The sequence below is a fragment of the Yinghuangia sp. ASG 101 genome (genome assembly GCF_021165735.1).
Classification (GTDB): domain Bacteria; phylum Actinomycetota; class Actinomycetes; order Streptomycetales; family Streptomycetaceae; genus Yinghuangia.
In genome coordinates this window covers 1319128-1332196 of sequence record NZ_CP088911.1, presented here as the reverse complement: position 1 = coordinate 1332196, position 13069 = coordinate 1319128, and the positions used below count along the sequence as shown (strand labels likewise).

General features: G+C 73.9%; 12 protein-coding genes and 1 riboswitch. Of the genes, 10 read left to right on the top strand and 2 right to left on the bottom strand.

Going from position 1 to position 13069, the window contains the following annotated elements:
• The first annotated feature begins 120 nt into the window (after positions 1–120).
• The 3 genes from def to LO772_RS05355 are packed head-to-tail and all read left to right on the top strand — an operon-like array spanning position 121 to position 3046.
• Positions 121–666, top strand: a complete 546-nt coding sequence (gene def, locus LO772_RS05365) for a peptide deformylase (protein WP_231777203.1) — start codon at positions 121–123, stop codon at positions 664–666.
• 5 nt (positions 667–671) lie between these two features.
• The gene (gene fmt / locus LO772_RS05360; RefSeq protein WP_231777202.1) at positions 672–1616 is read left to right on the top strand and encodes a methionyl-tRNA formyltransferase; all 945 of its coding nucleotides are present in this window, start codon (positions 672–674) and stop codon (positions 1614–1616) included.
• Positions 1613–3046 carry an RsmB/NOP family class I SAM-dependent RNA methyltransferase gene (locus LO772_RS05355; protein WP_231777201.1) on the top strand — a complete coding sequence of 478 codons (1434 nt, stop codon included), beginning with the start codon at positions 1613–1615 and terminating at the stop codon, positions 3044–3046. Before fmt ends, LO772_RS05355 begins: the two co-directional genes overlap by 4 nt.
• 468 nt (positions 3047–3514) lie before the next feature.
• On the opposite strand, the gene rpe is transcribed toward LO772_RS05355, so the two are convergent.
• Positions 3515–4204, bottom strand: a complete 690-nt coding sequence (gene rpe / locus LO772_RS05350) for a ribulose-phosphate 3-epimerase (protein WP_231777200.1) — start codon at positions 4202–4204, stop codon at positions 3515–3517.
• 270 nt (positions 4205–4474) lie between these two features.
• A riboswitch (FMN riboswitch) is annotated at positions 4475–4618 on the top strand.
• A gap of 189 nt (positions 4619–4807) precedes the next feature.
• Here rpe and ribD point away from each other — a divergent pair.
• The 7 genes from ribD to LO772_RS05315 all read left to right on the top strand — a co-directional run bounded on the left by ribD (position 4808) and on the right by LO772_RS05315 (position 10571).
• A complete protein-coding gene (ribD, locus tag LO772_RS05345; protein WP_231779424.1) occupies positions 4808–6016 on the top strand; it encodes a bifunctional diaminohydroxyphosphoribosylaminopyrimidine deaminase/5-amino-6-(5-phosphoribosylamino)uracil reductase RibD in 1209 nt (402 codons plus the stop codon).
• A 1-nt stretch (position 6017) separates the two neighbouring features.
• Positions 6018–6653: a riboflavin synthase gene (locus LO772_RS05340; protein ID WP_231777199.1), complete on the top strand. Its 636-nt coding sequence runs from the start codon at positions 6018–6020 to the stop codon at positions 6651–6653.
• Between the two features lie 233 nt (positions 6654–6886).
• Positions 6887–8134, top strand: a complete 1248-nt coding sequence (locus LO772_RS05335; RefSeq protein WP_231779423.1) for a bifunctional 3,4-dihydroxy-2-butanone-4-phosphate synthase/GTP cyclohydrolase II — start codon at positions 6887–6889, stop codon at positions 8132–8134.
• Between the two features lie 61 nt (positions 8135–8195).
• Positions 8196–8681: a 6,7-dimethyl-8-ribityllumazine synthase gene (gene ribH, locus LO772_RS05330; protein ID WP_231777198.1), complete on the top strand. Its 486-nt coding sequence runs from the start codon at positions 8196–8198 to the stop codon at positions 8679–8681.
• A gap of 103 nt (positions 8682–8784) precedes the next feature.
• Positions 8785–9048: a phosphoribosyl-ATP diphosphatase gene (locus LO772_RS05325; RefSeq protein ID WP_231777197.1), complete on the top strand. Its 264-nt coding sequence runs from the start codon at positions 8785–8787 to the stop codon at positions 9046–9048.
• Positions 9049–9185: 137 nt separating this feature from the next.
• Entirely contained in the window at positions 9186–10043 is an 858-nt protein-coding gene (gene hisG, locus LO772_RS05320) for an ATP phosphoribosyltransferase (protein WP_231779422.1), read from the top strand.
• 21 nt (positions 10044–10064) lie between these two features.
• The gene (locus LO772_RS05315) at positions 10065–10571 is read left to right on the top strand and encodes a PH domain-containing protein (RefSeq protein ID WP_231777196.1); all 507 of its coding nucleotides are present in this window, start codon (positions 10065–10067) and stop codon (positions 10569–10571) included.
• Between the two features lie 125 nt (positions 10572–10696).
• Here LO772_RS05315 and LO772_RS05310 read toward each other — a convergent pair whose 3' ends face one another.
• Positions 10697–12748 carry an AAA family ATPase gene (locus LO772_RS05310; protein WP_231777195.1) on the bottom strand — a complete coding sequence of 684 codons (2052 nt, stop codon included), beginning with the start codon at positions 12746–12748 and terminating at the stop codon, positions 10697–10699.
• Positions 12749–13069 lie beyond the last annotated feature (321 nt).

Genomic DNA, 13069 nt, shown 5'->3' with positions numbered 1-13069 from the left:
CGGGACGGGGGTTCGGGAGTGCGCGCGGGCGGGCCGGGGGCCGCGGCGGCGTCGGTAGACTGGGCTGATTGTGGGGCGCGGCCCCGACTCAGGTGTCTCCGCTCGAACGGGAGTTCTTACGTGGCAGTCCAACCGATCCGCCTTTTCGGTGATCCGGTGTTGCGAACCGCGGCGGATCCGGTGACGGTCTTCGACAAAGAGCTGCGGGTCCTGGTCAAGGACCTGACCGACACGATGACGGACGCCCCGGGCGCGGGCCTGGCCGCGCCGCAGATCGGCGTGTCGCTACGCGTTTTCACGTACTTCGTGGACGGCGAGATCGGCCACCTCGTCAATCCGGATCTGAACCTGACGGACGAGGAGCAGGACGGAGCGGAGGGCTGCCTCTCGCTTCCGGGGCTCACGTTCGACACCAAGCGCGCGTTCGGCGTCGTCGCCAAGGGCTTCAACATGCACGGCGACCCGGTGACGATCGACGGCACCGAAATGCTGGCCCGGTGCATCCAGCACGAGACGGATCATCTCGACGGGATCCTGTTCATCGACCGCCTCGACCGCGAGAACCGCAAGGCCGCGCTCCGGGCCATCCGGGAAGCGGAGTGGGCGGGGCAGGCGCCGCCGACGGTGAAGGTGTCGCCGCACAGCACCTTCGGAAGGGCGCTCTGATCGCGATGCGGCTGGTTTTCGCGGGGACCCCCGAGGTCGCGGTTCCGTCGTTGGAGGCGCTCATCGCGTCGCGGCACGAGGTCGTCGCCGTGGTGACGCGCCCGGACGCGCCCTCCGGGCGCGGACGGAAGCTGCGCCCGTCCCCGGTCGCGGAGCGCGCGGCGGACGCGGGCATCGAGGTGCTGCGCCCGGAACGCCCCCGGGACCCGGAGTTCTTGGCACGCCTGCGGGAGATCGCCCCGGACTGCTGCCCGGTGGTGGCGTACGGCGCGCTGCTGCCGAAGGCGGCGCTGGACATCCCGGTGCGGGGCTGGGTCAACCTGCACTTCTCGCTGCTGCCCGCGTGGCGCGGCGCGGCGCCCGTGCAGCACGCGGTGATGGCGGGCGACGACGTCACCGGCGCCTGTACGTTCCTGATCGAGGAAGGCCTCGATTCGGGCCCGGTGTTCGGGTGCGTGACCGACGACGTGCGCCCGTCCGACACCAGTGGCGACCTGCTGGAGCGGCTGTCGCGCTCCGGGGCCCGCCTGCTCGTCGCGACGATGGACGGCCTCGACGACGGCACGCTCGTCGCGGTGCCGCAGCCGGGCGACGGCGTGTCCCTCGCACCGAAGGTGATGGTCGAGGACGCGCGCGTGGAGTGGGCCGCCCCCGCGATGCGCGTGGACCGCGTCGTGCGCGGCTGCACCCCCGCGCCGGGCGCGTGGACGCTGTTCCGCGGCGAGCGGCTGAAACTCGCGCCGGTACGCCTGCGCGCGGGCGACACCGCGCTCGCGCCGGGGGAGATCGCGGTCGAGCGCAAGGCCGTCCGCGTCGGGACGGGCAGCCACGCGATCGAGCTGACCGAGGTGCAGCCGCAGGGCAAGCGGTTGATGGCGGCCGTGGACTGGGCGCGCGGTGTGCGGCCCGAGGCGGGCGAGCGGTTCGGCGAGGCGGCGGCGACCACGTGACCCGTTCCGCCCACCAGGGCCGCACCGACCGGGCCGCCGCGCCCGGCAAGGCCGGCCGCACGTACCGCCGGCCCAAGCCCGACGCCGCCCGCCGGGCCGCGTTCGACGTGCTGAGCCTGGTCGGCGAGCGCGACGCGTACGCCAACCTCGTGCTGCCGGGTCTGCTCCGCGACCGGCGCATGACCGGCCGCGACGCCGCGCTGGCCACCGAGCTGGTGCACGGCACGCTGCGCCGCCAGGGCACGTACGACGCGATCCTGGACCGCTGCGTCGACCGCCCGATCGGCGACGTCGACCCTCCCGTTCTCGACGTGCTGTGTCTGGGCGCGCACCAGCTGCTGTCCACCCGCATCCCGAGCCACGCCGCGGTCTCGGCCACCGTCGAACTCGCGCGCGGCGTGCTGGGCGACGGCCGGGCGAAGTTCGTCAACGCGGTGCTGCGCAAGGTGGCCGCGCGCGACCTGGAGGCGTGGCTCGCCGAGGTGGCCCCGCCGTACGACGACGACCCCGAGGGGCACTTGTCCGTCGTCCATTCGCACCCCCGCTGGGTGGTCGAGGCCCTCTGGGACGCGCTGGGCGGCGGGCGCGACGGCATCGAGGCGCTGCTCGCCGCCGACAACACCCCGCCCGCGGTCACGCTGGTCGCGCGCCCCGGCCGCGTCACGCTCGACGAGCTGTATGCCGCCGGCGCCGCCCCCGGCCGCTGGTCGCCGCTCGCCGCGGTGCTGCCCGAGGGCGACCCCGGGGCGATCCCGGCGGTCCGCGACGGACGCGCGGGAGTGCAGGACGAAGGCAGTCAGCTCGTCGCCCAGGCACTGGCCGCGGCGCCGCTCGGCGGTGCGGCGGGCGAGGCCCGCTGGCTCGACCTGTGCGCGGGCCCCGGCGGCAAGGCGGGGCTGCTCGGCGCGATCGCGACGGAACGCGACGTGTCCCTTCTCGCGGTCGAACGCCGCCACCACCGCGCGCGGTTGGTGCGCAACGCCCTCGGCCGCCGGTCGCGCCACCAGGTCGTCACGGGCGACGGGACGCGGCCCTTCTGGACCCCCGGGGTCTTCGACCGGGTCATCGCCGACGTGCCGTGCAGCGGCCTGGGCGCGCTGCGCCGGCGCCCCGAGGCCCGGTGGCGCCGACGCCCCGAGGACATCGGCGAACTCGGGCCGCTCCAGCGCCGGTTGCTCACCTCGGCACTGGGCGCGGTGCGGCCGGGCGGAGTCGTCGCGTACGTCACCTGCTCACCGCACCGGGCCGAGACGCGCGCGGTGGTCGACGACGTTTTGGCCACCGGGGCGGGCAGCGGTTTCACGCGCCTCGACGCGCGTGCGCACCTGCCGGGTGTGACCGACCTCGGCGACGGCCCGGACGTCCAGTTGTGGCCGCACCTGCACGGGACCGACGCGATGTACCTGGCCCTGCTCCGCCGGGACGGCTGAGCCCGGCCGACCCGCGCCAAGCCGCCCACGCCGCGAAAGACGGACGTGGGCGGCTCCGCGCCGCACGCCTCGCGTGGAGCCCTGCGCGCCGCGGTCGTCTCTACGGCGTCGGTGCCCCGCACAATGCCGCGCCCGACAGCCGTCGCCGACGAGCCGGTATCCGCACGCCGCGCGGTCCCGGCCCGTGGCAGTGCGGCGCATGGGTCGCCGATGAGTCGGTGCGCGTATGTCGCCCACGGCGCACGAGCGGCACCGGCTACGCCCGCGACCGTGCGGGGCACCTCGCGGCGCGGTGGCGCGAAGGCTCCGCGCCGATGTGGTGCGAGACCTGCCCCGACGTCGTCCGAGACTGTGCGGGACACCCGTGCCGACGACTCCGCGCCGGTATCCGGTCGTCGCGCACGGCGTCCGGCGGGATCGGCTACGACCCCCGCTGTCGCCGTGCGCGACGCCGCTCGTGTGGGTGCGTCAGTGGCCGCAGGCCCACGCGGCCTGGCCGGTCGCCTGGTCGGCGAGGGCGCGGAGTTTGTCGACCGCGGCACCCGGGTCGCGGCCGTCGTAGACCGCGGAGCCGGCGACGAAGACGTCCGCCCCGGCGTCCGCGCAGCGCTCGATGGTCTCGGCCGAGACGCCGCCGTCGACCTGGAGCCACAGGTCCAGGCCGTGCTTGCCGATCAGCTCACGGGTGCGGCGGATCTTCGGCAGCATGATGTCGAGGAACTTCTGTCCGCCGAAGCCCGGTTCGACCGTCATGACGAGGATCATGTCCAGCTCGGGGAGCAGGTCCTCGTAGGGCTCGATCGGGGTCGCGGGCTTGAGGGCCATCGCCGCGCGCGCACCCGCCGCGCGGATCGTGCGGGCCAGCCGTACCGGTGCCGCCGCGGCCTCGACGTGGAACGTGACGCTGCCCGCGCCCGCCTCGGCGTACGCCGGCGCCCAGCGGTCGGCGTCCTCGATCATCAGGTGCGCGTCGACGGGGGTGTCGGACGCCTTCATGATCGCTTCCACGACGGGCAACCCGAGGGTCAGGTTCGGGACGAAGTGGTTGTCCATGACGTCGACGTGCAGCCAGTCGGCGTTGGAGACCTTCGCGGTCTCCTCGGCGAGGCGGGCGAAGTCGGCGCTGAGGATACTCGGATTGATTTGCGGCTTGGCCATGGGGACAGGGTGCCATCTCCGGTGCCGCCGCCGGGCATCGGGCCGGAAACCGACCCTCGCCCCGCCCGGTCAGGCGGCGCGCGGCGGGTGCCGGATCGTTTCCGCCGTCCGCGGAGCGCTCGGTACGGGCCATCGGCTTACCGTCACACATCTGACTGTCCGTCACATGACTGGATCATCACAAGGTGTGTGCGTGACGGAACACACAGGAGCCCTCAGGTCAAGTACATGGCCCGACATGGCACACTTCCAGGTGTACGAATGTCACGTACGCGCGCTCCGGGGTCGGTGAAAATCCGAACCGGCGGTGAAAGCCCGCGAACCGACCGTCGTCCTCCACCACGGAGGCGTCGGCCGGCCGAACCGGTGGAATTCCGGTGCCGACGGTGAAAGTCCGGATGGGAGGCAGCGCGCGGGCGGCGGCGTCGGCGTGCGGTCCTGCGTACCCGCGCGCCCATGCCGTGTTGTGCCGTGCCTCGGCCCGGCACGCGCTGCCCGTATGTCTCCCCGGTCCACGCGGACGCGGCAACGCTGCGACGACGCGGAGGAGGCCGGGTGTCCGGCGAGGCGGCGGCCCACGAAGGCCGCGAGGCCGAGGCGCTGATGCGGCGCGCGATCGCGCTCGCCGCGCGCGGCCTCGGCACCACCAGCCCCAATCCCGTCGTCGGCTGCGTCGTCCTCGACGCCGGCGGCGCGGTCGCCGGCGAGGGATTCCACGCGGTCGCGGGCGGCCCGCACGCCGAGGTGGCCGCGCTCCGCGCCGCCGGAGACCGGGCGCGCGGCGGCACCGCGTTCGTCACCCTCGAACCCTGCGCGCACACCGGCCGCACCGGGCCGTGCACCGGAGCCCTGATCGACGCGGGCGTCGCCCGTGTCGTCTACGCCGTCTCCGACCCGAACCCGCAGGCCGCGGGCGGCGCCGACGTCCTGCGCGCGGCCGGGGTCGCGGTCACCGGCGGCCTGCTCGCCGCCGAAGCGGCCCGCGGCAACGAGGCGTGGCTCACCGCGACCCGCCTCGGCCGCCCGTTCACCACCTGGAAGTACGCGGCGACACTCGACGGCCGCGTCGCCGCGGCCGACGGCACCAGCCGCTGGATCACGTCGCGGGCCTCGCGCGCCGACGTCCACGCCCTGCGCGCCACCGTCGACGCGATCGTCGCCGGCTCCGGAACCCTGCTGGCCGACGACCCCCACCTTGCCGTCCGCGGCGACGCCGCCCGCGCGACCGGCCGCCGGCCGCTGAGGGTCGTGATCGACACCGCCGGCCGCATCCCCGCCGCCGCGCGCGTCCTGGACGACGCCGCGCCCACAGTCGTCGCCACCGCCGACGACCTCGCCCCCGAGGCCGCCGCCGCCCTGGCCGCCCGCGTCGCCGACCGCGCCGAGATCGTGCCGCTGCCCCGCGCCGCCGACGGCCGCGGCGTCGACCTGCCCGCCCTCAACAAGGCCCTGTACGCGCGCGGCGTCCGCGGGGTCCTCCTCGAAGGCGGCCCCACGCTCGCGGGCGCGTACGCCGCCGCCGGCCTGATCGACAAGATCGTCGGCTACCTCGCCCCCGTCCTGCTCGGTGCCGGGCCCGCCGCGCTCGGCGCCGCCGGAATCACCACCATCACCGACGCGTTGCGGTGGAACGTCGACGAAGTCGCCGCCGGCGACCGGTTCGACGGCGACATCCGCGTCACCGCACGGCCGGCGGTCGGCTCCCCTCCCGGGACCGACCCTCCCGGCGCCGCCGCTCCCGGCACCGCGCGGCAGCCGCACCCCGCCGACGGCTTCACCCCAGGCGGCACCAACCCTGCGAAGGAGTCCTAGCGTGTTCACCGGAATCGTGGAGGAGCTCGGCGAGATCGTGGCCGTCGAACAGCTCGGTGACTCCGCCCGACTGACCGTGCGCGGACCGCTCGTCACCGCGGGCGCCCGGCACGGCGACTCCATCGCCGTCAACGGCGTCTGTCTCACCGTCGTCGACGAGAAGATCGACCCCGTGGACGCGACGTTCACCGCCGACGTCATGGCCGAGACGCTGCGGCGCTCCAGCCTCGGCGCCCTCGCCGCGGGCTCCCGCGTCAACCTCGAACGCCCGATGGCGCTCGGCGGTCGCCTCGGCGGCCACCTCGTCCAGGGCCACGTCGACGGCATGGGCGCGATCATCTCCCGCACCCCGGGCGAGCACTGGGAGGTCGTCGAGATCTCGCTGCCCGCCGAACTCGCACGGTACGTCGTCGACAAGGGCTCGATCACCGTCGACGGCATCAGCCTCACCGTCGTCGACGCCGGGGCCGACCGCTTCACCGTCAGCCTGATCCCCACCACCCTCGCGCTCACCACGCTCGGTGTGAAGCGGCCCGGCGACCCGGTCAACCTCGAGGTCGACGTCATCGCCAAATACGTCGAGCGGCTCCAGACCCACGGCGGTCCCGCGACCGCACCCGCCGGAGAACCGTCATGAACCCCCCTGACACCCCCCAGCCAACGAGCACCCCGAACACCCCGGGCACCCCCGCCGCGCACGACCCCCGGCAGACCCCCGCCCCGCGCGCGGCTGCCGACGCCCGGCCCGCAGGAATCGAACGCCGCGTCGGTGCGGCACGTGGAAGGAGCACGGTCGTGAGCGACACCAACGTGACGGGCGGCGCCTCGGGCGACGCGTCCGGCAGCGCGACCGACGTCCCGCCGCCCGACCTGACGCTCGACTCGATCGAGGACGCCGTCAAAGCCCTCGCCGACGGCCAGGCCGTGGTCGTGGTCGACGACGAGGACCGCGAGAACGAAGGCGACCTCATCTTCGCCGCGGCCCTCGCGACGCCCGAGCTGATGGGCTTCATGATCCGCTACAGCTCCGGCGTGGTGTGCGTGCCGATGGCCGGCCCCGACCTCGACCGGCTCAGGCTGCCGCCGATGACGCAGGTCAACGAGGACCACAAGGGCACCGCGTTCACCGTGTCCGTCGACGCCAAGGACGGCATAGACACCGGCATCTCCGCCGCCGACCGCGCGCACACCGTGCGGCTGCTCGCCGACCCGGACACGCGCGCCGACCAACTCACCCGCCCCGGCCACCTCTTCCCGCTGCGTGCGGTCGAAGGCGGCGTCCTCGTGCGCCCCGGCCACACCGAGGCCGCCGTCGACCTCGCCCGCCTCGCCGGGCTGCCGCCCGCGGGCGCGATCTGCGAGATCGTCAACGACGACGGGTCCATGGCCCGGCTTCCGCAGCTGGTGCCGTTCGCCCGCGAGCACGGGCTGAAGATCGTGTCGATCGCCGACCTCATCGCGTACCGCCGCCGCACCGAGCGGACCGTCGAGCGCGCCGCCGAGACCCGGCTGCCCACGGCGTACGGCGACTTCCGGGCCATCGGCTACCGCAGCACCCTCGACGGCGTCGAGCACATCGCACTCGTCACCGGCGACATCGGCAACGGCGAAGACGTCCTGGTGCGCGTCCACTCCGAGTGCCTGACCGGCGACGTCCTCGGCTCGCTGCGCTGCGACTGCGGCCCGCAGCTCGCCGCCGCGCTGCGGACCGTCGCCGCCGCCGGGCGCGGCATCGTCCTGTACATGCGCGGACACGAGGGCCGCGGCATCGGCCTGCTGCACAAACTCCAGGCGTACCAGCTCCAGGACAACGGGCACGACACCGTCGACGCCAACCTCGAACTCGGCCTGCCCGCCGACGCCCGCGACTACGGCACCGGCGCGCAGATCCTCTCCGACCTCGGCGTGCGCTCCATGCGGCTGCTCACCAACAACCCGGCCAAGCGCGCCGGACTGGAGGGCTACGGCCTGGAGATCACCGAACGCCTCCCGCTTCCGGTGAACGCCACCGCCGACAACCTGCGCTACCTGATGACCAAGCGCGACCGCATGGGGCACGACCTGCCGTGGCTCGAACCCCTGGAGCCCGCCGACGCCACGCCGCACAGCGTCAGCTGAGCACGCGCCCCGCCCCCGACGACACCCGCCACCCGTACGAGAAACAGGACACCAACCGATCATGAGTGGTAACGGAGCCCCCGAGCTCACCGTGGAAGGCGCCGAGGGCCTGCGCGTCGCGATCGTCGCCGCGCAGTGGCACACCACGGTCATGGACGGCCTGCTCGCCGGCGCGCTCACCGCACTGCGCGAGTTCGGCACCGCCGAGCCCACCGTGGTCCGGATCCCCGGAGCGTTCGAACTCCCCATCGCCGCCAAGGCACTCGCCGAGAACGGATACGACGCCGTCGTCGCGCTCGGCGTCGTCATCCGCGGCGGGACCCCGCACTTCGACTACGTGTGCGCCGCCGCCACCGACGGCCTCACCCGGGTCGCGCTCGACACCGGCGTGCCCGTCGGATTCGGCCTGCTCACCTGCGACAACGAACAGCAGGCACTCGACCGGGCGGGCATCGAAGGGTCCAAAGAGGACAAGGGCCGCGAGGCCGCGACCGCGGCGGTCGCCACCGTCGTGGCCTTGCGTACAGTGGCTGCGCCGTCGCACTGACGGCGCAGCCGCCGGCCGCCCGCCATGGACGCGGGGATGCCGCGCGCCCGCACCGCCGCCGGGCCACCAGCCCTCGAACCCAGTGAGAAGTCGGTTCCCCTCGATGAAGACGTTCGACCAGCTCTTCGCGGAGCTTCAGGAGAAAGCCGCGTCCGGACAAGACGGTTCGCGTACCGTCGAGCTCGTCCGGCAAGGCGTGCACAGCATCGGCAAGAAGGTGGTCGAAGAGGCCGCCGAGGTGTGGATGGCGGCCGAACACGAGGGCGCCGACCGCTGCGCGGAGGAGATCTCGCAGCTGCTGTACCACCTCCAGGTCATGATGGTCGCTCGCGGCATCACCCTCGAGGACGTATACGCTCACCTGTGAACCGTGCACCCGTGGCGCCGCCAGGGCGCCTCGGACGCATCGAACGCGGCGTCGCCACGACGCCGCGCGTCCTCCGGCGCCGGTCCGCGTGAGCCTCCGGCGCCGGAGACACCACTCAAATGGAGGAAGGTCCCCTCATGCTGCGCATCGCCGTCCCGAACAAAGGTTCGCTCTCGGAGCCTGCGTCGGCGATGCTCCATGAGGCCGGCTACCGCCAGCGCGCCAACAGCCGCGAACTGGTGCTCGTCGACCCCGACAACAACGTCGAGTTCTTCTTCCTGCGCCCGCGCGACATCGCGGTGTACGTCGGATCCGGCCGCCTCGACGTCGGCATCACCGGCCGCGACCTCCTGCTCGACTCCGGGGCGGAAGCCGAGGAGATCCTGCAACTCGGCGTCGGCGCCGCCAACTTCCGCTACGCCGCGCCCGCCGGGACGGTCACCGACTTCGCCGACGGCAAGGCCCTGACGGGGATGCGCATCGCGTCGTCGTACGTCGGCCTCGTCCGCCGCCACCTCGACCAACTCGGCATCGAGGCCGCCGCGGTCGTCAAACTCGACGGCGCCGTCGAGACCGCCATCCAGCTCGGCGTCGCCGACGTCATCGCCGATGTGGTGGACACCGGCACCACGCTGCGCCAGGCCGGTCTCGAACTCATCGGCGAGCCCATTCTCGAATCCGAGGCGGTGCTGATCCGCCGCGTCGACGCCGAGCCGAGCCCCGGCGTCGACCAGCTGCTGCGCCGCCTGCAGGGCGTCCTGGTGGCCCGCCGCTACGTGATGATGGACTACGACATCCGCGCGGAACGGGTCGAGGAGGCCGTGGCCCTGACCCCCGGCCTGGAGTCGCCGACGGTATCGCCGCTGCACAACGAGGGGTGGGTCGCCGTGCGCTCGATGGTCCCGCGCCGCGAGGCGCAGCGGATCATGGACGACCTGTGGGAGATCGGGGCCCGCGCGATCCTGGTCACCGGGATCCACGCCTGCCGGATCTGAGCGCGAGGCGGCCAGCACACCATGGAGCACATCGCTGTGACCGGCGACAACCCCGCACCCCGCGGCGACACCTTCGGGGAGACCGGGCTCCCGCGCACCTGGTATCCGGCGCGCAGCCGCCTGCTGACCCGGGTGGTCGGCCTGGTGATTCTGGCCGGGCTCACCGTGCTCGCGGTCGCCCTGCCCGAGGAAGGCGGCTGGAACCTCGGGTCGCGTGCCGGGATCGTGGTCACCGGCGTCCTCGGCCTGTGCTTCATGCTCGTGCTCGGCCGCCCGAAGGTCGTCGCGACCCGGGACGGCGTCACCGTGGTCAACCTGCTGCGCGTGCGCCGGCTGGAGTGGGCCGAGATCGTGCGGGTCTCGCTGCGGCAGGGGGACCCGTGGGTGTTCCTGGACCTGTCCGACGGCGAGACGCTGGCCGCGATGGGCATCCAGACGTCCAACGGCCGCGACAAGGCCATCGCGGCGGCGTCGGAACTGCGCGACCTGGTCGAGAGGTTCGGCGGCGTCGAGCCCACCCGGGCGTGATCGGCCGGTCGCGTGCGGCGCGAAAGCCCGCGCGCTTCACCCGTTCGGGATTCACCCGGGCATCTTTCGAGTGAACCCCGAACGGGTGACGCGCGGATCGTCCGAGCGCCGTCGGTCGTGACGGTTCAGGAACGCCCGGCGGCCGTTTCGCCGTACGCCTGGACCAGGTCGGGCAGCCGCAGCGTCGTCAGCTCGTCGCCGTCCGGATCGCCGGGCAGCCCGACCAGGCGCAGGTCGCGGTACGCGCACGCCTTCTCGTACAGCGTCCGCACGAACCGCGCGTTGCCCAACTCGTCGACCCAGCCCTGCTCGTGCACGTAGGCCATGATGCTGCGCAGCTCGGCACGGCAGTCGTCGTCCCACACGTCGCCGCCGGTCGCGGCCAGGTGGTCGGCGATGCGGGCCAGCTCGGCGTCGTCGTAGCTGGGGAACTCGACGCGCGCGGCGAACCGCGACAGCAGCCCGGGGTTGGAGGCCAGCAGGCGGTCCATGCCCTCGGGGTAGCCCGCGAGCACCACGACCAGCCGGTCGCGGTCGTCCTCGGCACGTTTGAGCAGCACCTGGACGGCCTCGTCGCCGTACGCGTCGCCCTTCGCGTAGCCGTGGCCGGCCAGTGCGTACGCCTCGTCGACGAACAGCACGCCGCCCAGCGCGGAGTCGATCAACTCGCCGGTCTTGACCGCGGTCTGGCCCAGGTACTCGCCCACGAGGTCGGGCCGCTGCGCCTCGACCAGCCGGTCGGATTCCAGCAGGCCCAGTGCGTGGAAGATGCGGCCCAGCAGGCGCGCGACGGTGGTCTTGCCGGTGCCCGACGGTCCGGAGAACACGAAGTGCCGCATCGGCGCGGTGGCGGGGAGACCGCGTGCCGTGCGCAGCCTGCTCATGCGCATCTGCGCGGACAGGGCCCGGATCTGCTGTTTGACGGGCTCCAGGCCGACCATCCGCTCGAGTTCGACGAGGGCGGACGCGAGATCTTCGGCGGCTGCCGCGGCGGGTGCGGGGGCGGCCGGGGAGCCGCCGTTCGCGGGTGCGCCGCCGCGGGCCGGGGGCGTGCCGCCCGTGCCGGGGGAGTCGCCGTCCGCCCGCGGCGGGCCCGAGCGCTCCGGGGGCTCACCGCCGGTCCACCGCCCGGGCCGGTCCGAGCTGTCCGAGGGGTCCGAGGGGTCCGGTGGCGGCGTGTCGGGCGGGAGGAACGCGTCGGGCCGGTCCGAGGGTTCCGCGGGGTTCCGGGGGGCCGCCGGTTCCGGGCCCGCGTCGCGCGGTACCGGGATGCCGGATCCGGTGCCGCCGCCCGAGCCCGGTGCCGTCGGTGCCGCGGCGTGCGGCGGGACGGGGGTGGCCGAGCCGGTTCCGCCTCCGCCGAGCCGGGTGCCGGTGTCGTACGCGAGCAGCGTCGGGACGGTGTCGGCGGCCTCGTCGTCGAGTGCGGTCAGGCGTACCTCGGTGTCCATGAAGCCCGGGTCGGCCCGGTGCACGGCGCGGTACAAGGGGCGCGCGGCCGGCGCGCGGCCGGTCTCCTCGTACGCCCGCGCGAGCCAGTAGCGCAGCTCCTTGCGCTGCGGGTGTTCGGACCGGCAGCGGGCGAGGGCCGTGGCGAGGACGTGCTCGGCCTTGTCGTACAGCCCCAGTCGCACCCGGGCCATCCCGGCGAACAACCCGGCCTCCACGCCGAGCAGCGGATCGTCCTCCAAGCCGCTGGTGTGCCGGAGGAGTTGCCGCCAGTCCTTGCCGAGGTAGGCCCGGCACGCGAGCAGGAACCGGGTGGCCGCGTCGTTGTCGGGGGAGGGGCAGTGGGCGAGCGCGGCGTCGAGTTCGGGGAGGTGCCGGCCGTCGAGCCAGTGCGACGCGTGGGCGAGCGCGAGGTCGCGCGGGGTCTCCAGGACCAATTGCACCCACCAGCCGAGCCAGTACCACGAATTGAGCGGACGGCCGTACCGCAGGCGCTGTTCGCCGAACCGGCCGCGGTGGCGGTGCATCGCGACGAGGGCGCCCGCGACGTCGACTTTGAGCGCGTGCAGGCCCAACCACGCGTCGGCCATGCCGGGGTCGTGGTCGACGGCGGTGCGGAATTCCGTCTCGGCGTGGCCGTACTCGCCGGCGACGTAGGCGTCCATGCCGCGCAGCCACGCGTGTTCGGCCGTGCCTCCGGCCTGCGGCGCCCGTGCGGTGTGCGCCATGTCGGCTCCCTCCCCCCGGCCCGAGTCGCGCCGCGTTCGGTGCGTTCCGGAGCGGTACGGTCCCTGACCGGACTTGGTCGGCCGGTGTCGTTCGTGGATCTCTCTGGGTGGCGGCTTCTTGTTGGGTCTTGCCCCGCAACCTCGGCGAACAGTCCCGAAGGCGGGACTCTCGAATCGGGATTCCCGGTGTCGGACGGGGTTTTCGCGCCGTCTCGGAAGGTGCCGGGCCGCAAGGAGCCGGTCGCTCCGGCGAGTTGCGGCGCCATACCCGACGCACACGGACCGTGTCCGCGACTGTCCGGAATCCGAAGGAATATGAGG

Bases quoted from the DNA above. Each gene is read 5' to 3' on its own strand.
- fmt (WP_231777202.1), top strand. From the start codon at position 672: ATGCGGCTGGTTTTCGCGGGGACCCCCGAGGTCGCGGTTCCGTCGTTG.
- ribH (WP_231777198.1), top strand. From the start codon at position 8,196: ATGAGTGGTAACGGAGCCCCCGAGCTCACCGTGGAAGGCGCCGAGGGC.
- LO772_RS05310 (WP_231777195.1), bottom strand. From the start codon at position 12,748: ATGGCGCACACCGCACGGGCGCCGCAGGCCGGAGGCACGGCCGAACAC.
- rpe (WP_231777200.1), bottom strand. From the start codon at position 4,204: ATGGCCAAGCCGCAAATCAATCCGAGTATCCTCAGCGCCGACTTCGCC.
- LO772_RS05325 (WP_231777197.1), top strand. From the start codon at position 8,785: ATGAAGACGTTCGACCAGCTCTTCGCGGAGCTTCAGGAGAAAGCCGCG.
- LO772_RS05315 (WP_231777196.1), top strand. From the start codon at position 10,065: ATGGAGCACATCGCTGTGACCGGCGACAACCCCGCACCCCGCGGCGAC.
- hisG (WP_231779422.1), top strand. From the start codon at position 9,186: ATGCTGCGCATCGCCGTCCCGAACAAAGGTTCGCTCTCGGAGCCTGCG.
- ribD (WP_231779424.1), top strand. From the start codon at position 4,808: ATGCGGCGCGCGATCGCGCTCGCCGCGCGCGGCCTCGGCACCACCAGC.